Raw genomic sequence first — 19,563 nt, forward strand, 5'->3', positions numbered from 1 at the left:
AAAGGGTCGTATGGGCGATTCCTTCCATTTGTCGACTGCAGACCTCGCGGCGCTGGCCTTCTTCCTCTTCGTATGGGTGCTGCATACGCTCGCCTCCGACGGAAAGCTGGTCAGCCGCATGTCGCTGACGACGGCGATGAACGCCCAGCGTGAAGCCTGGATGCGGACCATGGCCGAACGCGAAATCCGCATCGTCGACACCGCCATCATGGCAGGTCTTCAACAGGGAACCGCGTTCTTCGCCTCCAGTTCGCTGATTGCGATCGGTGGCTGTTTTGCCCTGCTCGGAGCCTCCGACCAGGTTCTTTCGGTACTGAGCGACCTGCCGCTCGGCGCGACATCATCCCGCTCCGCCTTTCAGATGAAGGTGTTCGGATTGGTGCTGATCCTCGCTTATTCCTTCTTCAAGTTCGGCTGGGCCTATCGGCTGTTCAACTATTGCTCGATCCTGATCGGCGCGGTCCCGATCCTGCATGGCGATGCCTCACGCAACCCGGTTACCGAAACGGCAGTGTGGCGGGCGGCGCGCATGAACATGCTGGCCGGAAAACATTTTAATTCAGGCCTGCGCGGCGTGTTCTTTTCGATCGGTTATCTCGGCTGGTTTGTCGATCCAATGGTGTTCGTGCTGTCGACGCTGCTGTTGCTGGCGGTTCTGGTGCGTCGCCAGTTCTTCTCGGCAGCGCGGCAAGCCGTGATCGGTCAGCCGTCCGAGCCAGCACCGGGTCCGGGGAAAGGCCCGTCGATGCGGCCCGACAGCCAGTAGGCGACGAGCCCGATCCATTCACGGACCGCCGTGGTCGTGGTCTGCAGCGACCCGGAGGGATCGTCGCGAAACAGGCCGATGCCGTCCTTGCCGGAGGTGCGGTAGTCGACTGGCCAGGGAACGGTCGCGAAGCCGGCCTTGTCGAACAGCGCCTTGGCGCGCGGCATGTGGAAGGCCGAGGTCACCAGCAGCCAGGTCTCGCCCGGTTTCGGGGCGACCAGTTTCTTGGTGAAGAGGGCATTCTCGTAAGTGCTGCGGGATTTGTCTTCGAGGATCAGACGGTCGGCCGACACGCCAAAGGCGGTGAGCAGGCGCGGCGCCGTCGTCGCGTCACCCTCGTCCGCCAGCATCAGTCCGCTAGGGCCGCCGGAGATGACCAGCTTCGCCATCGGAAAGCGCCGCGCAAGGATCGCGGCTTCGACGAAACGATCCCCGCTTGCGTTCAGCTCATAGCCGCCGCGCACCACATTGACGGCGCCCTCCAGGCCACCGCCGAGCACAACGATTCCATCAACCTTTTCCGGCAGCGGCGGGCGCGGAAAACGCTCTTCCAACGGATTGAGCATCATTGCGCCAAGCGGGGTCCAGGCCGACAGCCCGAGGATCAGGAAGGCGAGCAAACTGCCGGTGGCCGCCAGCCGCCGTCGGCCAACCATTGCCGCAAGCAACCCGGCCAACAGCAGGACAATCGATAAATTCAGAGGCTGGACGAGGAGCCAAAATACCTTGGAAAGATAGTAGAACACCCCTCACCCCTTCAGATGGGAGACGACACTACCACCACTTTTCCGGCTGGAACGTACCCGCCGCCTGTTCGATAACATGGGCGGTCTGGAACAAGGTTTCCTCGTCGAAGGGCCGGCCGATGAGCTGCAGGCCGAGCGGCAGGCCCTTGGCGTCGAGCCCAGCGGGCACGGCGATACCCGGCAGCCCGGCCATGTTGACGGTCACCGTGAAGATGTCGTTGAGATACATCTTGACCGGATCGGCGGCCATGTCCTCATCGGCGATGCCAAAGGCGGCGGACGGCGTCGCCGGCGTCAGGATGACGTCGACACCCGCCGCGAATGCATTTTCGAAATCCCGCTTGATGAGGTTCCGCACCTTCTGCGCCTGCAGATAGTAGGCGTCGTAGTAGCCGGCGGAGAGCACGTAAGTGCCGATCATGATGCGGCGTTTGACCTCGCGGCCGAAACCGGCGGCACGGGTCTTCTCGTACATGTCGACGATGTCCTTGCCCGGCACGCGCAATCCATAGCGGACGCCGTCATAACGGGCGAGGTTCGACGAAGCTTCGGCCGGCGCCACGATGTAATAGGCCGGCAGCGCATATTTGGTATGCGGAAGCGAAATGTCGACGATCTCGGCACCGGCATCTCTGAGCCAGGCAATGCCCTTCTGCCACAGCGCCTCGATCTCCTCGGGCATGCCGTCGACGCGATATTCCCTGGGGATGCCCACCTTCATGCCCTTGATCGGCTTACCGATCGCCGCCTCGTAGTCCGGCACCGGCCGGTCGACCGAAGTGGTGTCTTTCGGATCGACCGACGCCATGGATTTCAACAGGATCGCGGCATCGCGCACATCGCGGGCGATCGGTCCGGCCTGGTCGAGCGACGAAGCGAAGGCGACGATGCCCCAGCGCGAGCAGCGACCGTAGGTCGGCTTGATGCCGACCGTGCCGGTGAAGGCGGCGGGCTGACGGATCGAGCCGCCAGTGTCGGTGGCGGTGGCGCCGGCACACAAGAGCGCCGAAACGGCGGAGGCCGAGCCGCCCGACGAGCCGCCCGGCACAAGCTGCGCATTGTCCAGCGTGCGCGCGGTCCTGGCGCCGCCGGCCGAGACGAAGCCGCCATCGCCCTGATGCGTGGTCGGCATCACCACCGTGTCCACGCGCGAACGCCGCCACGGATTGACGACAGGGCCGTAGTAGGAGGTCTCGTTGGACGAGCCCATGGCGAACTCGTCCATGTTGAGCTTGCCGAGCATGACGGCGCCGTCGGCCCACAGATTGGCGGTGACGGTCGATTCGTAATGCGGCTTGAACCCATCCAGCACATGGCTGCAGGCCTGGGTGTGGATGCCTTCGGTGCCGAACAGGTCCTTGATCCCGAGCGGAATGCCTTCGAGCGACCCGCCCTCGCCCTTTGCCAGCTTCGCGTCCGAAGCCTTGGCCATGTCGCGCGCCTTTTCGTCGGTGACGACGACATAGGCGTTGAGCGCCGGATTGGCCCGCTCGATCGCCGACAGATAGGCTTCGGTGATCTCGGTTGCCGTGATTTCCTTGGCGCGCAGCTTGGCGCGGGCCTGCGAAATCGTCAGGTGGGTCAGGTCGCTCATCAGGTAAGGCTCTTTTCGTAAAACACCGACCACTCGGAATCGGGATAGTCCAGCACCGGGCCGCAGCGCGAAAATCCGGCGCGTTCATAAACTGTCCATGCAGCCGGATGGCGGTCGCCCGTCTCCAGCACCAGGCGCTTCAGCCCTTCACTGCGCGCCAGCGCCTCGACCCGCTCGACGATCTTCGCGCCGATCTTCTGGCCGCGATGCGAAGGCCGCGTGTACATGCGCTTGACCTCGCCAATGGCGCCATCGTGACGCTTCAGCGCGCCGCAGCCTATGGCAAGGCCGTTGTCGCGAGCGATGAAGACAGTCGTTTCCTTGTCGGCCATCTGCTCGACGGTCATGTGGTAGCAGTGCTCCGGTGGCGTCAATTCCAGCAGCGTGTCGTTGAGCTCCTCGACCAGCCCGCGCACATCGTCCTGCAGCGGCGTCTCGATGGCGATCTCGATTGCCATCGCTGCCTACTCCACGACCTTCGGAACGAGGAAGAAATTCTCTTCGGTCGCCGGCGCATTGGCGACGATATCGGCAGCCTTGCCACCATCGGTGACGACATCCTGGCGTTTCTTCATCTCCATCGGTATCACCGAGGTCATCGGCTCGACGCCGGAAACGTCGACCTCGTTCAACTGCTCGACAAAGCCCAGAATGGCGTTCAGCTCGCCGGTCATGCGCTCGGCATCCTCCTCGCTCACCGCGATACGGGCGAGACGCGCGACACGCTTCACAGTCTGAAGATCAACGGACATATTTGTTTGTGCCTCGGGAAAACCAGTCCGCGCTATAGCGGCGCGGCGTGTGCCGCGCAACATGCATCATGCCAAGAACCGAGCCAGAAGGTCTATGGCAGGGCCACACCGTCGCAGAGGAAATAGCTGCCGCCGTTGCCGCTCGCCTCGCTTTCGTCGTCCACGGGCCGAACCGATACCAGATCGATCTGCTTCGGGCTCAATTGCGTCACGGAGAGAACGTCCGGAAAGACATGGCCCGGCTCCTGACAAATGGCCGTCACCGCCCAGCTCGGCGAGAGCGTCGCCTTGGTGATTTGAAGGAACTCGCAATCATATTCGACGCCTTGCAGGCCACGCGCCGTCAGCACGGTGTTGCCGGCTTCGATCACCGTATCCAGCGTGTCCTTCTTGGCCTGCGCACAGAGCTCCTCCGACTCGAGATAGACGCCTTCGATGAAGTCCTCCGCGGCGGGCGCCGGGAAGGACACAGCCAGAATGGAAATGCAAAGAAGTCCCCTCGAAATCATGTTCTCATTCCATTCTGGCGTCTACCTGGCGTCTTCTACAAACTAATCGTCTCGCCGATCTTCGGCAATGCCACGTTCACGCCGGAACCCTCCATACCCGCCACGAACTTGTCGGCCGTCTGATCGATGATCGGGAACGTGCCGAAGTGACTGGGGATGACAGTCTCGAACTGAAAGAAGCGCCGGCAGGCAAGGGCTGCCACCGCACCACCCATGGTGAAGCGGTCGCCAACCGGCACGATGCCGATCTTCGGCTCGTGCAATTCGTTGATCAGCGCCATGTCGGAAAAGATGTCGGTGTCGCCCATATGATAAAGCGTCTTGTCCTCCGGAAAATGCAGGACGAGCCCGCCCGGATTGCCAAGATAGGTGTTCTGACCATTGTCACCCGGGAACGACGATGAATGCAGCGCCTGGACGAAGGTGGCAGTGAAACCGCCGCAATCGACCGTGCCGCCGATATTGCCGGGATTGATCTTCTTGTCGCTGGCGCCCTTGCCGACCAGGTACATACAGACCTCGAAATTGGCGACCAGCATGGCCCCGCTTTTCCCAAGGACTTCGAGCGCACCGCTGATGTGATCGCTATGGCCGTGGGTCAAAAGGACATGCGTGACCCCTTCCGCTGGTCCTTCCCAGCCGCCCGTCCATGACGGATTGCCAACCAGATAGGGATCGATGAGGATTTTCGCGTCAGCGGTTTCGATGCGGAATGCGGAATGTCCGTACCAGGTCAGTTTCATGAATGCCTTCCTCGATTTTTGCTTCGGCAAAGGATAGAACGCCAGCAGCAAAATTAAAGTGCCACAGCGTCCTTTGCGGGGTGCAGTCGAAGGAAAGCCGTTTGAGCATCATCACGATCGAAGAGTTGCCGGCGCGGCTCGGCGGCGGCAAGACGCTGGCTGGGCTCGATCTCGGCGACAAGACGATTGGCGTCGCGGTTTCCGACCGGGGCTTTGCCTTCGCCCATCCGCGCCCCGTCATCATGCGCAGGAAATTCTCGCTGGATGCTGCAGCGCTGCTCGCCTTGCTGCAGAAGGAGAATGCCGGCGCCGTGGTGCTCGGCCTGCCGGTCAACATGGACGGGTCGGAAGGCCCGCGTGCCCAGAAATCCCGCGCTTTCGTCCGCAACATGGCTGGTGTGACCGACCTGCCCTTCGTCTTGTGGGACGAGCGGCTGTCGACGGTGGCAGCCGAACGGACGTTGATCGAGATGGATTTTTCGCGCCGCAAACGCGCCGGCAAGATCGATTCGGCCGCGGCGGCCTTTATTCTGCAGGGCGTTCTCGACCGGCTTCAGGCGCTCGGCGTCGATGCCTGGTCGAAATAGCGGTCGCGCATTACCCTGATCCAGCCGCCGATCACCCGGCGGCGGCGAAACGCCCAAAACGCCAGGAGCAGCAAACTGTCGACGAAGCAGGCCTTTGCCACCATGCCGGGAATGAGCGCTGGATCAACGCCAAGCATCTCCCCATAGAGCTGGAAGACGAGGTCATGCAATTGACGGCTCAGCATGACATAGCCGAAATTGATGTCGTTGAGCGACAGGAAGAACCAGCCCCAGAATAGGGCGAGCGGGGCGGCCCACAGTGCGAACAAGGTGCGCATCAGTGGCCATCCCTCAAGTTCGTGTCCGGCCGGCCGGAAATACGGGAGAGCGACGAGTTGTGCGCCGCCGCCTTTGCCATCACATGCGCGGCGGCACGGATTTCGCCCGTGCCCGGAACCGCCGCGGCAGAGGCCGACCGCCGCTCCGCGAGCATGACGGCATACGAAGCCAGCAGTGCCGCCAGTTGCACCGCGACCGCCATGAACAGCCCGTTGACGCCTTGCGCGGCGCCACCGACAACGACTAGCGACAGCACGCCGGAGGCGCAGATGAAGGCGATCCGCGTGACGCTGTCATCTGGATTTGCCGGGTCGCTGGTCAGCGTTTCGATAAAGGCCCAGCAGAACAGCACCGCGACGACAAGCAGCGCTACGGCAAGCGGCGCCACGACGATAGCGTTTTCGAGGTCGACGAAGCGGGTGTTCTGAACGGCGACGCCAAGCACGCCAAGCGCTGCCGCAACACCGCGATTGCCGTCGATGCAGATGAACGCCAGCAGGGCGAAAACGACTGCCCAGTGCAAGGCCAGAAAGGAGCTCAATATGTGCCGCATGGCTTTCCTGCTTCTGTAGACAGAACAGTGGGCTTTACGACCTGTCACCGCAATGGAAACCATTTGTTAAGGTTAACGGTCATCCACAGCGGCGCGATAGACGACGCGGAGACCTTCCGAAGCCCTTCTCAGGTGACTGGCGGATAGAGCGTGTCGATGATCATGCGCGCGTCATGGCGCGAATCGAGCATGCCATAGGTGTTGCGCCATTGGCCGGCGAGACGCGTTTCGACGAAAGCGTCGGCGATCCGCCCTGCCCCCAGCCTGCGAAGCTCCGCCGCCGCCGCCGACAGTGCTAGCTGTTCGGTGAGCAGCCGGGCCGAGCCCTCGTCCGTTGCCGCGACCTGCATTGCCGCCTTGAGCACGCCGATGGTGCCGCGCCCACCGGCGCCGAGATCGCGATCGATGCCAGCCAGCACCTCCTCGAACAGGCCGGGCGCACGCCCCAGCACGCGCAGCACGTCAAGCGCCATGACGTTGCCGGATCCCTCCCAGATCGCGTTGACCGGAGCTTCGCGATAGTAGCGGGCGAGCGGCGCCTCCTCGACATAGCCGTTACCGCCGAGACACTCCATCGCCTCGTAGAGCAGCGGCGGCGCGATCTTGCAGACCCAGTATTTGACGACCGGCGTCATGGCGCGAGCGAAGGCCGCCTCGCCACGGTCACTGGCGGCCTCGTCGAAGGAGCGCGCCAGCCGGAACGACAGCGCGGTGGCGGCAGCGACGTCGAGCGCCATGTCGGCCAGTACGCGCTGCATCAGCGGCTGCTCGATCAGATTGGTTCCGAACACCTGCCGGTAACGGGTGTGGTGGACGGCCTCGGCCAGCCCGGCTCGCATGATCGCCGACGAGGCGATCGCGCAGTCGAGCCGGGTCAGCGTCACCATGTCCATAATCGTCTTGACGCCCGCCCCGGGCTCGCCGACCATCTCGCCGATGGCGTTGACGAACTCCACTTCGGACGAGGCGTTGGAGCGGTTGCCAAGCTTGTCCTTCAGCCGCTGGAAGCGAAAGCCGTTGCCCGACCCATCGCCGAGAATGCGGGGAACGAGAAAGCACGAAAGCCCCTCCGGCGCCTGTCCAAGCACCAGGAACGCATCCGACATCGGCGCCGACATGAACCATTTGTGGCCGGTCAGCCGATAGAAGCCGCTGCCGACGCGCTCGGCCTTAGTGACGTTGGCGCGGACATCGGTGCCGCCCTGCTTCTCGGTCATGCCCATGCCGAGCGTCAGCCCGGTCTTTTCGACCGGCGGCTTCTGGCTCTGGTCGTATTTGCGTGTCGTTACACGCGGCGCCCATTCGCGAAACAGTTTTGGGTTGGCCATCAGCGCTGCCAGCGACGCGCTGGTCATGGTGATGGGACAGAGATGTCCGGTTTCGAGCTCGGCCGTCAGATAGAAACGGGCGGCGCGCACCTGATGACGGCGGCCGATCTCGGCGTCGCCATTTTCCCAGACCGACGAATGCAGCCCGTTCGCCATCGAGCGGCGCATCAGCGCATGGTAGGCGGGGTGGAACTCGACCAGATCGATGCGCCGGCCCTGGCGGTCATGGGTTCTGAGCTTCGGCGTCTCGACATTGGCGAGGCGGGCCAGTTCCTGTGCCTCCTGCGTCAGCACGAAACGGCCAAGCCCATCGAGATCCTTGCGCACGGGATCGGAAAAACGTTCGGCAAGCTGGATCAGCAACGGATCGCCCCGCCAGGCGTTGCCGCCTGCCAGCGGCGGCGGCTGGTTGGTCACGTCGTCGGTCACGCATTGTCCTTATCATCACAAGGCCACGAATCCGAAGCCATCAGCGGTTTATAACCCAAGCCGCGCAACGCGCGCGACGAAAATACCGGGGAGAAAGGCCGCAATCCAAAGCTGGTGCTTGCAGCCAAAGGTCCTCCACCCTATAGCAGCGCCTTGAGATGACCGACGCTTCGTCCCTGCCACTGTATCCCCACAGCCACCTTCTGGGCATCCGCGATCTTTCCCCCGCCGATATCGAGCTTTTGCTGGACAGGGCCGATCGGGCGGTCGCCATCTCGCGGCAGTCGGAGAAGAAGACCTCGACGCTGCGCGGCCGCACCCAGATCAATCTCTTCTACGAGGCCTCGACCCGCACGCAGTCGTCGTTCGAGCTTGCCGGAAAGCGGCTCGGGGCCGACGTCATGAACATGTCGGTGGCAAGCTCTTCGGTAAAGAAGGGCGAGACGCTGATCGACACGGCGATGACGCTGAACGCCATGCGCCCCGACATCCTGATCATCCGCCACCAGTCGGCGGGTGCTGCGGCACTGCTGGCGCAAAAGGTCGGCTGCTCGGTGATCAATGCCGGCGACGGCGCCCATGAGCACCCGACGCAGGCGCTGCTCGACGCGCTGACCATCCGCCGAGCCAAGGGTCCACTGTCGAAGCTGATCGTAGCGATCTGCGGCGACATCCTGCATTCGCGCGTGGCGCGCTCCAACATCATGCTGCTCAACGCGCTCGGCGCCCAGGTCCGCGTCGTGGCGCCGTCGACGCTTCTGCCCACCGGCATCGAGAAAATGGGCGTGATCGTCACCCGCTCGATGGCCGAGGGCCTCAAGGACGCGGATGTGGTGATGATGCTACGCCTGCAGCGCGAGCGGATGGAAGGCGCCTTCGTGCCTTCGGTGCGCGAATATTTCCGCTATTTCGGCCTCGATGCCGAGAAGCTGAAGGCTGCCAAGGACGACGCTCTGGTCATGCATCCAGGCCCGATGAACCGCGGCGTCGAGATCGCCTCGGAAATCGCCGACGGTCCGCAGAGCGTGATCCAGGAACAGGTGGAGATGGGTGTCGCCGTGCGCATGGCGGTGATGGAAGCGCTGCTCGATCCCCGCCGCAATCGCGAGGTTGCCTGATGGGCACAACGGTCTTCAGCCAGGCCCGCATCGTCGACCCATCGCGCGGCATCGATGAGGTCGGCACGGTCATTGTCGAAGGCCGCAAGATCGTCGCTGCCGGCAAGGCGGCCTTGAACCAGGGCGCTCCGCAAGATGCTACCGTCATCGACTGCTCCGGCAATGCGATCATCCCCGGCCTGATCGATGCGCGCGTCTTCATCGGCGAACCCGGCGGCGAACACCGCGAAACCATTGCTTCGGCCAGCATGGCGGCGGCCGCCGGCGGCGTCACCTCCGTCGTCATGATGCCCGACACCGACCCGGTGATCGACAATGTCGCGCTGGTCGAGTTCGTGCTGCGCACCGCCAAGGACACGGCCATCGTCAACATCTTTCCGGCGGCGGCGATCACCAAGGGCCTCGAAGGCCGAGAAATGACCGAATTCGGCCTGCTGCGCGAGGCCGGCGCGGTCGCCTTCACCGATGGGCGGCACACCATCGCCAGTGCACTGGTGATGCGCCGCGCGCTGACCTATGCGCGCGATTTTGGCGGTGTGATCGCGCACGAAACCCAAGACGCCGACCTCGCTTCATCAGGCGTCATGAACGAAGGCCTCTATGCAAGCTGGCTCGGCCTTGCCGGCATTCCGCGCGAGGCCGAGTCCATCCCGCTGGAGCGCGATCTTGCGCTGGCGCGGCTGACCGGCGGCGCCTATCACGCGGCCAAGATCTCGACGGCCATGGCGGCAAACGCAGTGACGCGGGCAAAGGCCGACGGCGCGAATGTCACATCAGGCGTGTCGATCCACAATCTGTCGCTCAACGAAAACGATGTCGGCGAATACCGCACCTTCTTCCGGCTGACGCCGCCGCTGCGCGCCGAGGAGGACCGGCTGGCGATGATCGAGGCCGTCAAGGACGGCACGATCGACATCATCGTCTCTTCGCACGATCCGCAGGACGTCGACACCAAGCGGCTGCCCTTCGCCGACGCGGCGGCCGGCGCCATCGGGTTGGAGACGCTGCTGGGCGCGGCACTGCGGCTCTATCATAATGGCGATGTGACACTTCTCAGGCTGGTCGCGACCTTGTCCACCGCACCGGCAAGGCTGTTCGGTCTGCCCGGCGGCACCCTGAAGCCGGGCGCTGCCGCCGATCTTGCGCTGGTCGATCTGGACGAGCCATGGATCGTCAGTGAAAGCGGCATCCGTTCGCGCTCGAAAAACACCTGTTTCGAAGGCGCGCGGCTGCAGGGCAAGGTCTTGCAAACGATGGTGGCGGGCCGCACAGTGTTTTCGGCCTAGGGGCATATTCGGGGGAACAATGGCTTACGGCATCGTCTTGGCGCTGGTGTTCGGCTATCTGCTCGGCTCGATCCCGTTCGGGCTTCTGATCACCCGTGCCGCCGGCCTCGGCGACGTCCGCAATATCGGCTCCGGCAATATCGGCGCCACCAACGTGCTGCGTACCGGCAACAAAGGCCTGGCCGCCGCCACGCTGCTGCTCGACGCGCTGAAAGGCACGGCGGCCGTGCTGATCGCCGGTCGCTTTGCCCCGGAGCTCGGGCCTTGGGCCGGCCTCGGCGCCTTTTTCGGCCATCTCTTTCCGGTCTGGCTCGGCTTCAAGGGCGGCAAGGGGGTTGCTACCTATCTCGGCGTGCTGATCGGCCTTGCCTGGCAGGTGGCGCTCATCTTCGCCGTCGTCTGGCTGGCCGTTGCTTTCCTGTTCCGCTACTCCTCGCTGGCGGCGCTGACGGCTGCGGTCGTTGTGCCGATCGCGCTCTATGTCCTCAGCACGCCGCAGATTGCCGGGCTGTTCGCGTTGATGAGCCTGATCGTCATCATAAAACACCGGGCCAATATTGCGCGGCTGCTGGCCGGCACCGAGGGCAAGATCGGGGCCAAGGAGTGAGCCAGCGCACCGCCGGGCCGCGCCTCAGCGACCGGCAGCGGTTGAGCTGGCTTCGTTTGATCCGCACGCCGAATGTTGGCCCGGCCACCTTTCGCGACCTGATCAACCGCTTCGGCTCGGCCGAGACGGCGCTCGAGATGTTGCCCGAGCTGATGATTTCGGGCGGCGCCAGAAAGATCGTCCGCATCCCCTCGATTGCCGAGGCCGAGGCGGAGCTGGAGACAGCCCGCCGGGCCGGTGCCCGCTTCGTCGGCATCGGTGAGGCCGACTATCCGTCATTGATGAAAAGCATGGACCACCCACCGCCGCTGCTCGCGGTCAAGGGCGAAGGCGCAGTGTTCCGGCTGCCGGCAGTCGCCATCGTCGGCGCCCGCAACGCCTCGCTGGCCGGTATCAAGATGGCGCGGACGCTGGCCACCGAACTCGGCCGCGACGGCTACGGCATCGTCTCCGGCCTGGCGCGCGGCATCGACACGGCAGCACATCAGGGCAGCCTCGCCACCGGCACGATCGGTGTGCTGGCCGGCGGTCTCGACCTGCCCTACCCGCCCGAGAATGCCGGACTATGCAACGAGATTGCCGAGCGCGGTGGCGCCATCATTTCGGAGATGCCGTTCGGCTGGCAGCCGCGCGCCCAGGATTTTCCGCGCCGCAACCGCCTTGTCGCCGGTGCAGCACTGGGGCTGGTCGTGGTCGAAGCCGCGCAACGCTCCGGCTCGCTGATCAGCGCCAGGCTTGCCGGCGAGATGGGCCGGCTGGTCTTCGCCGTCCCCGGCTCGCCGCTCGATCCGCGCGCCGCCGGCACCAACGCCTTGCTCAAGGACGGCGCCACCCTGGTCACCGAGGCTTCGGACATTTCCAGCGCGATCGCGCCATTGGTCGGGGCTCTGGCACCGAGGACTCCGCCGCTCGGGGAGCCGCCCGACTTTTCGGCAACGCCGCCGCCCGGCGAGGACGACCGCGCCCGCGTCGTCGAAGCCCTCGGCCCGACGCCGGTGGCGGTCGACGAAATCATCCGCCACACCGGCCTGCATCCCGCTCAGGTTTTCATGGTGCTGCTGGAACTCGACCTCGCCGGCCGGCTGGAGCGGCATGCAGGCGGGAACGTGTCGCTGGTTTTCGGAGATTTTTGATATTTAACAGAGTCGGCAGCCGGGAGCATCGCGTGATCGCGTCTGCGGCTTTTTGAAACCGCACGGGTTGCAAAAATCGCACGGCTCCGGCTCACTTCCAGACGCCAAAAACTAAGCTATTGAAGTTACATATGAAATAATGGTGAGCGCGCAGGGATTCGAACCCTGGACCTACTGATTAAAAGTCAGTTGCTCTACCGGCTGAGCTACGCGCTCCCGCGGGCTCAGAATGCCGCCCTCGAAATTGCGCGGAACATAGGGAGAGTGCCGCGACCGGTCAACCGGAAAAAGAGGGCGCGCCAGCCGGGCTTTTCCACACTCTCGCAGCGCCTCGCACGCTGCTTCGGCAAAAGGCGGAACGGCCTCTGGCAAGACAAGCTCAACGCCGACATTTCGTCGAGGACGGGCGGGAGAACATTTGAGAGAAACGTTATAAATCAGCAGCTTGCTTTTTTTCGCGGAACAATTGCGTCGCCTGCTCGTTTTTGTCGCTACAAGGGACAGCCCTTTTCAAGGAGAAGATCATGAACAGGATCATGTCGGGCTTGCTGGCGACCGCGCTGTCAGCATCATTCGCTGTAGCGGAGATCGTGCCCGTCAACGCCCAGCCCACTTACGTGCCGCTAGGTCAGGGTGTCTCGTCGGATGTCCAGACTGTCGACCACAGGCGGTGGAGGCGTAGTTTCAACCGCGATCGCGATTTTTCCCGTCGCGATTTTCGTCGTAGTTTCTCGCGTGACGACGGCAGGTATTGGCGCGGCCATCGCGGCTATCGCTATTATCGTCGCGGCTATCGCCGCCATGGCGATTACTGGTTCCCGCTGGCTGCCTTCGCCACTGGCGCGCTGATCACCGGCGCGATCATCAACAACCAGAACCGCGTCTATCGGGGCGATTCCCACACGGAGTGGTGCTACAACCGCTACAGATCCTACCGGGCCTATGACAATACGTACCAGCCTTACAACGGCCCGCGTCGGCAGTGCTATTCGCCCTATGGATAAAGCCCGGGCAAAGTTGAGTAAGGGTTGTTGAGGAGCCCGCGCCGGCAACGGCGCGGGTTTTTCTTCTGGGCGACGAAAGTCAGTATCGCTGCCATGGTGTCCCGAATGCGCGGGAAGACGGACACGTGTTCAGTTTGCCCAACTGATGTTTTTCAGGATCAGATATAGGCCTCCGCCTTCGCCGCGCGGAGAGCGATAGGCGCCAAGGGCGTTGCAAATTCGAACCATTGCCCCGGCCAGTTCCCAACCGAGCGCTTCCAGGTCGTTGTCCGTATCCGTCACATAAGGTTGAGCCAATTCGTCAATGCCGTTCTTCTCTCCGAAGGATCGAACCAGCTTTGCATCGCTAAGCAGCTCGCCAGGCAAGTTTGAATTTGCCCATGCCCAGAGCCAGTTGCGGGCCTCGCCGCTCGTACTGCCCGCAATCTGGATTTCGGTGACGACCTTGACGACCCCTTCCTCTGAGAACAGAAGCTTTCCAGCCTTCAGGTCGTAGTCATAGCGGGGCCAACTACCGAGGCGGAACTCATTCTGCAAGCGTGTATTCTTGGCGTTCAGCTGTTCGAAAGCCTCTTCGCGCCAAGCAGCATACCAGTCTGGATCCATTCCCGGTTCACCCCAGCACGATCTTCTCGCCACCTTCTTATTGCACGCTCAACGTCCTGCGCACAGCATCGCGCCAACCCGCCAGCTTTGCGGAACGTACCGAGACATTCATATCCGGTTTGAACCGACGCTCCAGCGCCCAGCTCTTGGCGAAGTCCCTTGCCTTCGGCCAGACACCCGCCTTCGAACCGGCCAGCCATGCCGCGCCGAGCGCGGTCGTCTCCAGGATGGTCGGGCGGTCGACCGGCGCATCGAGGATGTCGGCCAGCCGTTGCATGGTCCAGTCCGAGGCAACCATGCCGCCGTCGACCCTGAGAACGGTTTTCGCTGACGCGCCCTTCCAATCCTTGCGCATGGCGTCGAGCAGGTCGCGCGTCTGAAAAGCCACGGATTCCAGCGCGGCGCGGGCAAATTCCGCCGGGCCCGAATTGCGGGTCAGCCCGAAGATGGCGCCGCGCGCCTCGGCGTCCCAATGCGGCGCGCCAAGCCCGACGAAAGCCGGCACCAGATAGACTTCTTGAGTCGGGTCGGCGCCCGCCGCCAGCACGCCGCTCTGCTCGGCCTTGCCGATCACCTTGATGCCGTCGCGCAACCACTGCACGGCGGCACCCGCAATGAAAATCGACCCTTCCAATGCATAGGTGGTCTTGCCGTTCAGCCTGTAGGCGATGGTCGTCAACAGTCGGTTCTTCGAGCGCACCAGATCGCTGCCGGTGTTGAGCAGCGCGAAGCAGCCCGTGCCATAGGTGGACTTCATCATGCCCGGCTCGAAACAGGCCTGGCCAATGGTGGCCGCGTGCTGATCGCCGGCTACACCAAGGATTCTTATCTCCGAGCCAAAGAGATTTTTCTCTGTGATTCCATAGTCGTCGGCACAATCCTTCACCTGCGGCAGCATTCTTGCCGGTATGTTCAGGATCGCTAGCAACTCGTCGTCCCAGGCATTCTTTTCGATGTTGTAGACCAGCGTGCGCGAGGCGTTGGTGGCGTCGGTGGCGTGAACCTTGCCGCCGGTCAGCCGCCAGATCAAAAAGCTGTCGATGGTGCCCGCCAGCAATTCGCCCTTCTCCGCGCGCTTTCTGGCGCCCTTCACCTTATCCAGCATCCAGGCGATCTTGGTGCCGGAGAAATACGGATCGAGCAGCAGGCCGGTCTTTCGAGTGAATTTCTTCTCCAACCCCTGCTTCTTCAATTTCTGGCACAGCGGCGCGGTGCGCCGGTCCTGCCAGACAATCGCGTTGTGGATTGGCTTGCCGGTCGCTCTGTCCCAGATGACGACGGTCTCGCGCTGGTTGGTGATGCCGATCGCCGCGACATCCGATGCGCCGCAGCCAGCCGCCTTCAGCGCAGCTTTCACCGTCGCCACGACGCTCGACCAGATTTGTTCCGGATCATGCTCGACCCAGCCGGAGGCTGGATAATGCTGGGTGAATTCCTTCTGCCCGCTGCCCACGACTTTCATCTCACGGTCGAACACGATCGCCCGGCTCGATGTCGTCCCCTGGTCGATTGCAAGGATAAAGCTGCTCATTCCCACTCCCTTGGCCTACTCCCTTGGCCCACTCCCTCGGCGCAAACAGGGGGAGACGGCAAGATGCCGCCTCCCCCGATTGATGTGATGCGGGCGCGGACGCCCGGACCCGATGCTTAATTGCTCCAGCTCTTGACCAACTCGTCGTAGTTGATGGTCTGCGGCTTGTCCTTCTCCGGCTCGATCTTCAGCTGCGGTGCGAGATTGCCCTTGGCGACGGCATCGGCGTTCCACTCTTCGAGGGTCTTTTCCTCGGCCATCTTCGGGCCGATGTCGCCTTGCACGCCGGCACGCTCGAGCCGCTCAAGCACCTTTTCCTGCTCGGCACAGAGCGAGTCCATCGCCTCCTGCGGGGTTTTGGCACCCGACGAGGCATCGCCGATCGCCTGCCACCAAAGCTGTGCCAGCTTCGGATAATCAGGCACGTTGGTACCCGTCGGCGACCACTGGACGCGGGCCGGCGAGCGATAGAACTCGATCAGGCCGCCGAGCTTCGGGGCGCGGTCCGTGAAGCTCTTGTGCTGGATCGTGCTCTCGCGGATCAGCGTCAGGCCGACGTGGCTCTTTTTCACGTCCACCGTCTTCGAGGTGACGAACTGCGCGTAGAGCCAGGCTGCCTTGGCGCGGTCGTCAGGCGTCGACTTGAGGAGCGTCCACGAACCCACGTCCTGGTAGCCGAGCTTCATGCCGTCCTTCCAGTAGACGCCATGCGGCGACGGAGCGAAGCGCCATTTCGGCGTACCGTCCTCGTTCACGACGGGAAGACCGTCCTTCACCATATCGGCGGTGAAGGCCGTGTACATGAACATCTGCTGGGCAATTTCGCCCTGCGCCGGAACCGGCCCGGACTCCGAGAAGGTCATGCCCTGGGCCGCAGCCGGCGCGTAAGCCTTCATCCAGTCGAGATATTTCTGGATGGAGTAGACCGCCGCCGGACCATTGGTGTCGCCACCCCGAGCCACGCAGGAGCCGACGGGCCGCGACTTCTCGTCGACCTTGATGCCCCATTCGTCGACCGGAAGACCATTCGGCAGCCCCTTGTCGCCATTGCCGGCCATCGAAAGCCAGGCATCGGTGAAGCGCCAGCCGAGCGACGGGTCCTTCTTGCCGTAATCCATATGGCCGTAGACCTTCTTGCCGTCGATCTCGCGGCCGGTGAAGAATTCGGCGATGTCCTCATAGGCCGACCAGTTGACCGGCACGCCGAGTTCGTAGCCGTACTTGGCCTTGAAGTCCGCCTTGTTCTTCTCGTCATTGAACCAGTCGTAGCGGAACCAGTAGAGGTTCGCGAACTGCTGATCGGGAAGCTGGTAGAGATCGCCGTCCGGAGCCGTCGTGAACTTGGTGCCGATGAAGTCGGCGAGGTCGAGGTTCGGGTTGGTGACATCCTTGCCCTCGTTGGCCATCCAGTCGGTCAGGCTGCGCGCCTGCTGGTAGCGCCAATGGGTGCCGATCAGATCGGAGTCGTTGACATAGGCGTCGTAGATGTTTTCGCCCGACTGCATCTGCGTCTGCAGCTTTTCGACGACATCGCCTTCGCCGATCAGATCGTGGGTGATCTTGATGCCCGTTATGTCGGCGAACGCCTTGGCCAGCGTCTTCGATTCATACTCGTGCGTCGTGATGGTTTCCGAGACGACCTTGATGTCCATGCCCGCAAACGGTTTTGCGGCATCGATGAACCATTGCATCTCGGCTTCCTGGGCAGCCCGATCGAGCGTCGACATGTCGCCGATCTCGCTGTCAAGGAAAGCTTTTGCCTCGTCCATTCCGGCATAGGCGTTGCCTGCCCCGAGCAACAGGACAAGCGCTGTCGTTGATGTCAAAAATTGCCGTCGCATGTGTTTTCCTCCACTGTTCAGTTTTAAGTTCGATCGGAGCAGCCGCCGCCACGCGGCCGCTCCAACAGTTCCCCCCTCTATACGTAGCGGAACACGCCGACGGCGTAGACCACGGAGAGAGCGAGAGCCCACCACAGGTTGGGTCCGACAAGACCCAGCCAAGCGAGATGGATAAAGGCGCTGCCAAGCAGCGATAGGAAGAGACGGTCGCCGCGCGTCGTCTCGAAGCGCAGCACGCCAACCCGGGGGTTGCCGCCTGGCGAGACGTACTCCCAGACCGCCATGCCGCAGAGCAGCACCAGGATCGTGATGAAAAACACCGCCGTCGGCAGCGTCCATGCCATCCAGGTAAGGTTCATGATCACACCCTCCCCAGGGCAAAGCCCTTGGCGATATAGTTGCGCACGAACCAGATCACGAGCGCGCCCGGAAGGATGGTCAGCACGCCGGCCGCGGCCAGCACGCCCCAGTCGAGGCCCGAGGCCGAGACCGTGCGCGTCATGATCGCGGCGATCGGCTTGGCGGCGGTCGTGGTCAGCGTGCGCGCGATCAGCAGTTCCACCCACGAGAACATGAAGCAGAAGAAGGCCGCGACGCCAACGCCGCTGGCGATCAGCGGCATGAATATCTTCAGGAAGAAGCGCGGGAAGGAATAGCCGTCGATATAGGCGGTCTCGTCGATTTCCTTTGGCACGCCCGACATGAAGCCCTCGAGGATCCAGACCGCCAGCGGCACGTTGAACAGGCAATGCGCCAGCGCCACGGCGATGTGCGTGTCGATCAGCCCGAATGCCGAATAGAGCTGGAAGAACGGCAGCGCGAACACCGCCGGCGGCGCCATGCGGTTGGTGAGCAGCCAGAAGAACAGGTGCTTGTCGCCGAGGAAGCGGTAGCGCGAGAAGGCATAGGCTGCCGGAAGCGCCACGGCGACGGAGATCACCGTGTTCATAACCACATAGATGATCGAGTTGACGTAACCCTTGTACCAGGACGGGTCGGTGAAGATCACCATGTAGTTGGCAATCGTCGGGTTTCTCGGCCATAGCGAGAAGGCGCCGAGGATCTCCTGGTTGGTCTTGAAGCTCATGTTGACCAGCCAATAGATCGGCAACATCAGGAAGATGATGTAGATCGTCGGCACCAGCCACCAGAACCGCGACTCCTCGCCCCGCCGCCGCATCTTGCGGGCCAGCGTGGCGTTCGCCGCCTGCGCTTCCGCGGTAGCGGGAGTTTGCCGCATCAGCGTTCGTCCGTCGGCCGTGGTTTCCTCGAGGCGCGCCATCTCACCGCTCCGCGTCGTAGGCTGTCATGACGGTGTAGAACACCCAGGACAGGAGCATGATGATCAAGAAGTAGACGATCGACATGGCCGCCGCCTCACCGAGGTTGAACTCCCCGATGGCGAGCTTCACCAGATCGATCGACAGGAAAGTGGTGGTATTGCCGGGTCCGCCGCCGGTGACGACGAACGGCTCGGTGTAGATCATGAAACTGTCCATGAAGCGCAGCAGAACCGCGATCAGGAGCACGCGGTTCATCTTCGGCAGCTGGATGTAGCGGAAGATCGCCCAGCGCGACGCCCCGTCGATCTTGGCCGCCTGATAGTAGGCATCGGGGATCGAGACCAATCCTGCGTAGCAGAGCAAGACGACGAGGCTCGTCCAGTGCCAGACGTCCATGACGATGACGGTGATCCAGGCGTCGAATGGGTCGTTGACATAGTTGTAGTTGAAGCCGAGCGCTCGCAGCGAATAGCCGAGCAGGCCGATGTCGACGCGACCGAACACCTGCCAGATCGTGCCGACGACGTTCCACGGGATGAGCAACGGCAGCGCCATCAGCACCAGGCAGACCGGAACGCCCCAGCCCTTTTTCGGCATGTTGAGCGCAATGAAGATGCCGAGCGGAATCTCGATGACGAGGATGATGGCCGAAAAGACCAGGTTGCGGCCCATTGCTTCCCAAAAACGATCGGAATGCAGGATTTCCTCGAACCACTCCGAGCCCGCCCAGAAGAAGACGTTGTTCCCAAAGGTGTCCTGCACCGAGTAGTTCACGACCGTCATCAGCGGGATCACCGCCGAGAACGCTACCAGCAGGAGCACCGGCAGCACCATGAACCAGGCCTTGTTGTTCCAGGTTCTGTCCATG

At 63.0% G+C, this 19,563-nt stretch carries 22 protein-coding genes and 1 tRNA gene; 7 read left to right on the forward strand and 16 right to left on the reverse strand.

Annotation, left to right across the window (positions count from 1 at the left end):
- Positions 1 to 10: 10 nt before the first annotated feature.
- A complete protein-coding gene (locus tag E5X88_RS15555; protein ID WP_292162689.1) occupies positions 11 to 766 on the forward strand; it encodes a DUF599 domain-containing protein in 756 nt (251 codons plus the stop codon).
- Here the strand turns inward: E5X88_RS15555 and E5X88_RS15560 are convergent.
- From E5X88_RS15560 to E5X88_RS15585, 6 genes are all read right to left on the reverse strand, one after another.
- Positions 703 to 1,512, reverse strand: coding sequence for a YdcF family protein (locus E5X88_RS15560; protein WP_292162692.1), 810 nt, complete (start codon positions 1,510 to 1,512; stop codon positions 703 to 705). The two genes, E5X88_RS15555 and E5X88_RS15560, sit on opposite strands and share 64 nt — an antisense overlap.
- Positions 1,513 to 1,540: 28 nt before the next feature.
- Positions 1,541 to 3,106: an amidase gene (locus E5X88_RS15565; RefSeq protein WP_292162695.1), complete on the reverse strand. Its 1,566-nt coding sequence runs from the start codon at positions 3,104 to 3,106 to the stop codon at positions 1,541 to 1,543.
- Positions 3,106 to 3,564, reverse strand: coding sequence for a GNAT family N-acetyltransferase (locus tag E5X88_RS15570; protein WP_292162697.1), 459 nt, complete (start codon positions 3,562 to 3,564; stop codon positions 3,106 to 3,108). The genes E5X88_RS15565 and E5X88_RS15570 overlap by 1 nt, the downstream gene beginning before the upstream one ends.
- Before the next feature lie 6 nt (positions 3,565 to 3,570).
- Positions 3,571 to 3,858 (reverse strand): Asp-tRNA(Asn)/Glu-tRNA(Gln) amidotransferase subunit GatC, encoded by a 288-nt coding sequence (gatC, locus tag E5X88_RS15575; protein WP_292162698.1) that lies wholly within the window; start codon positions 3,856 to 3,858, stop codon positions 3,571 to 3,573.
- A 92-nt stretch (positions 3,859 to 3,950) separates the two neighbouring features.
- Positions 3,951 to 4,367: a hypothetical protein gene (locus E5X88_RS15580; protein ID WP_292162700.1), complete on the reverse strand. Its 417-nt coding sequence runs from the start codon at positions 4,365 to 4,367 to the stop codon at positions 3,951 to 3,953.
- A 35-nt stretch (positions 4,368 to 4,402) separates the two neighbouring features.
- Complete coding sequence (locus E5X88_RS15585; RefSeq protein WP_292162702.1) at positions 4,403 to 5,110, reverse strand: metal-dependent hydrolase; 708 nt, start codon at positions 5,108 to 5,110, stop codon at positions 4,403 to 4,405.
- Positions 5,111 to 5,211: 101 nt separating this feature from the next.
- Between E5X88_RS15585 and ruvX the strand changes: the two genes are divergently transcribed.
- Positions 5,212 to 5,697 (forward strand): Holliday junction resolvase RuvX, encoded by a 486-nt coding sequence (ruvX, locus tag E5X88_RS15590; protein ID WP_292162703.1) that lies wholly within the window; start codon positions 5,212 to 5,214, stop codon positions 5,695 to 5,697.
- Here the strand turns inward: ruvX and E5X88_RS15595 are convergent.
- From E5X88_RS15595 to E5X88_RS15605, 3 genes are all read right to left on the reverse strand, one after another.
- On the reverse strand, positions 5,664 to 5,975 hold the full coding sequence (locus E5X88_RS15595; protein ID WP_292162705.1) for a DUF6105 family protein: 312 nt from the start codon (positions 5,973 to 5,975) through the stop codon (positions 5,664 to 5,666). The two genes, ruvX and E5X88_RS15595, sit on opposite strands and share 34 nt — an antisense overlap.
- Positions 5,975 to 6,529: a hypothetical protein gene (locus tag E5X88_RS15600; RefSeq protein ID WP_292162707.1), complete on the reverse strand. Its 555-nt coding sequence runs from the start codon at positions 6,527 to 6,529 to the stop codon at positions 5,975 to 5,977. Before E5X88_RS15600 ends, E5X88_RS15595 begins: the two co-directional genes overlap by 1 nt.
- Before the next feature lie 128 nt (positions 6,530 to 6,657).
- Complete coding sequence (locus E5X88_RS15605) at positions 6,658 to 8,286, reverse strand: DNA alkylation response protein (RefSeq protein WP_292162710.1); 1,629 nt, start codon at positions 8,284 to 8,286, stop codon at positions 6,658 to 6,660.
- A 158-nt stretch (positions 8,287 to 8,444) separates the two neighbouring features.
- Here E5X88_RS15605 and E5X88_RS15610 point away from each other — a divergent pair, with 158 nt between their 5' ends.
- The 4 genes from E5X88_RS15610 to dprA are packed head-to-tail and all read left to right on the forward strand — an operon-like array spanning position 8,445 to position 12,430.
- Positions 8,445 to 9,404: an aspartate carbamoyltransferase catalytic subunit gene (locus E5X88_RS15610; protein ID WP_292162714.1), complete on the forward strand. Its 960-nt coding sequence runs from the start codon at positions 8,445 to 8,447 to the stop codon at positions 9,402 to 9,404.
- Positions 9,404 to 10,690, forward strand: coding sequence for a dihydroorotase (locus tag E5X88_RS15615; RefSeq protein ID WP_292162716.1), 1,287 nt, complete (start codon positions 9,404 to 9,406; stop codon positions 10,688 to 10,690). The genes E5X88_RS15610 and E5X88_RS15615 overlap by 1 nt, the downstream gene beginning before the upstream one ends.
- Positions 10,691 to 10,709: 19 nt before the next feature.
- Positions 10,710 to 11,297 carry a glycerol-3-phosphate 1-O-acyltransferase PlsY gene (gene plsY / locus E5X88_RS15620; protein ID WP_292162719.1) on the forward strand — a complete coding sequence of 196 codons (588 nt, stop codon included), beginning with the start codon at positions 10,710 to 10,712 and terminating at the stop codon, positions 11,295 to 11,297.
- A complete protein-coding gene (gene dprA, locus E5X88_RS15625) occupies positions 11,294 to 12,430 on the forward strand; it encodes a DNA-processing protein DprA (RefSeq protein ID WP_292162723.1) in 1,137 nt (378 codons plus the stop codon). The genes plsY and dprA overlap by 4 nt, the downstream gene beginning before the upstream one ends.
- Before the next feature lie 140 nt (positions 12,431 to 12,570).
- On the opposite strand, the gene E5X88_RS15630 is transcribed toward dprA, so the two are convergent.
- A tRNA-Lys gene (locus E5X88_RS15630) sits at positions 12,571 to 12,646 on the reverse strand.
- A 308-nt stretch (positions 12,647 to 12,954) separates the two neighbouring features.
- Here E5X88_RS15630 and E5X88_RS15635 point away from each other — a divergent pair.
- Positions 12,955 to 13,434: a BA14K family protein gene (locus tag E5X88_RS15635; protein ID WP_292162725.1), complete on the forward strand. Its 480-nt coding sequence runs from the start codon at positions 12,955 to 12,957 to the stop codon at positions 13,432 to 13,434.
- A 129-nt stretch (positions 13,435 to 13,563) separates the two neighbouring features.
- Here E5X88_RS15635 and E5X88_RS15640 read toward each other — a convergent pair whose 3' ends face one another.
- The 6 genes from E5X88_RS15640 to E5X88_RS15665 all read right to left on the reverse strand — a co-directional run bounded on the left by E5X88_RS15640 (position 13,564) and on the right by E5X88_RS15665 (position 19,562).
- Positions 13,564 to 14,040 carry a DUF6882 domain-containing protein gene (locus E5X88_RS15640; RefSeq protein ID WP_292162728.1) on the reverse strand — a complete coding sequence of 159 codons (477 nt, stop codon included), beginning with the start codon at positions 14,038 to 14,040 and terminating at the stop codon, positions 13,564 to 13,566.
- A gap of 37 nt (positions 14,041 to 14,077) precedes the next feature.
- On the reverse strand, positions 14,078 to 15,571 hold the full coding sequence (gene glpK / locus E5X88_RS15645; protein WP_292162730.1) for a glycerol kinase GlpK: 1,494 nt from the start codon (positions 15,569 to 15,571) through the stop codon (positions 14,078 to 14,080).
- Between the two features lie 116 nt (positions 15,572 to 15,687).
- On the reverse strand, positions 15,688 to 17,412 hold the full coding sequence (locus E5X88_RS15650) for an ABC transporter substrate-binding protein (RefSeq protein ID WP_292162733.1): 1,725 nt from the start codon (positions 17,410 to 17,412) through the stop codon (positions 15,688 to 15,690).
- Positions 17,413 to 17,489: 77 nt separating this feature from the next.
- On the reverse strand, positions 17,490 to 17,771 hold the full coding sequence (locus tag E5X88_RS15655) for a DUF2160 domain-containing protein (protein WP_292162735.1): 282 nt from the start codon (positions 17,769 to 17,771) through the stop codon (positions 17,490 to 17,492).
- A 2-nt stretch (positions 17,772 to 17,773) separates the two neighbouring features.
- Positions 17,774 to 18,652 (reverse strand): carbohydrate ABC transporter permease, encoded by an 879-nt coding sequence (locus tag E5X88_RS15660; protein ID WP_292162938.1) that lies wholly within the window; start codon positions 18,650 to 18,652, stop codon positions 17,774 to 17,776.
- A 43-nt stretch (positions 18,653 to 18,695) separates the two neighbouring features.
- Positions 18,696 to 19,562 carry a carbohydrate ABC transporter permease gene (locus E5X88_RS15665; RefSeq protein WP_292162736.1) on the reverse strand — a complete coding sequence of 289 codons (867 nt, stop codon included), beginning with the start codon at positions 19,560 to 19,562 and terminating at the stop codon, positions 18,696 to 18,698.
- Position 19,563: the final 1 nt, after the last annotated feature.

Source organism: Mesorhizobium sp. (assembly GCF_004962245.1).
GTDB lineage: Bacteria > Pseudomonadota > Alphaproteobacteria > Rhizobiales > Rhizobiaceae > Mesorhizobium.

Excerpts from the sequence above, each read along its gene's own strand:
- E5X88_RS15555 (WP_292162689.1), top strand. The coding sequence starts at position 11 with ATGGGCGATTCCTTCCATTTGTCGACTGCAGACCTCGCGGCGCTGGCC.
- E5X88_RS15565 (WP_292162695.1), bottom strand. The coding sequence starts at position 3,106 with ATGAGCGACCTGACCCACCTGACGATTTCGCAGGCCCGCGCCAAGCTG.
- E5X88_RS15570 (WP_292162697.1), bottom strand. The coding sequence starts at position 3,564 with ATGGCAATCGAGATCGCCATCGAGACGCCGCTGCAGGACGATGTGCGC.
- gatC (WP_292162698.1), bottom strand. The coding sequence starts at position 3,858 with ATGTCCGTTGATCTTCAGACTGTGAAGCGTGTCGCGCGTCTCGCCCGT.
- E5X88_RS15580 (WP_292162700.1), bottom strand. The coding sequence starts at position 4,367 with ATGATTTCGAGGGGACTTCTTTGCATTTCCATTCTGGCTGTGTCCTTC.
- E5X88_RS15585 (WP_292162702.1), bottom strand. The coding sequence starts at position 5,110 with ATGAAACTGACCTGGTACGGACATTCCGCATTCCGCATCGAAACCGCT.
- E5X88_RS15595 (WP_292162705.1), bottom strand. The coding sequence starts at position 5,975 with ATGCGCACCTTGTTCGCACTGTGGGCCGCCCCGCTCGCCCTATTCTGG.
- E5X88_RS15600 (WP_292162707.1), bottom strand. The coding sequence starts at position 6,529 with ATGCGGCACATATTGAGCTCCTTTCTGGCCTTGCACTGGGCAGTCGTT.
- E5X88_RS15610 (WP_292162714.1), top strand. The coding sequence starts at position 8,445 with ATGACCGACGCTTCGTCCCTGCCACTGTATCCCCACAGCCACCTTCTG.
- E5X88_RS15615 (WP_292162716.1), top strand. The coding sequence starts at position 9,404 with ATGGGCACAACGGTCTTCAGCCAGGCCCGCATCGTCGACCCATCGCGC.
- plsY (WP_292162719.1), top strand. The coding sequence starts at position 10,710 with ATGGCTTACGGCATCGTCTTGGCGCTGGTGTTCGGCTATCTGCTCGGC.
- E5X88_RS15635 (WP_292162725.1), top strand. The coding sequence starts at position 12,955 with ATGAACAGGATCATGTCGGGCTTGCTGGCGACCGCGCTGTCAGCATCA.
- E5X88_RS15640 (WP_292162728.1), bottom strand. The coding sequence starts at position 14,040 with ATGGATCCAGACTGGTATGCTGCTTGGCGCGAAGAGGCTTTCGAACAG.
- glpK (WP_292162730.1), bottom strand. The coding sequence starts at position 15,571 with ATGAGCAGCTTTATCCTTGCAATCGACCAGGGGACGACATCGAGCCGG.
- E5X88_RS15650 (WP_292162733.1), bottom strand. The coding sequence starts at position 17,412 with ATGCGACGGCAATTTTTGACATCAACGACAGCGCTTGTCCTGTTGCTC.
- E5X88_RS15655 (WP_292162735.1), bottom strand. The coding sequence starts at position 17,771 with ATGAACCTTACCTGGATGGCATGGACGCTGCCGACGGCGGTGTTTTTC.
- E5X88_RS15660 (WP_292162938.1), bottom strand. The coding sequence starts at position 18,652 with ATGCGGCAAACTCCCGCTACCGCGGAAGCGCAGGCGGCGAACGCCACG.
- E5X88_RS15665 (WP_292162736.1), bottom strand. The coding sequence starts at position 19,562 with ATGGACAGAACCTGGAACAACAAGGCCTGGTTCATGGTGCTGCCGGTG.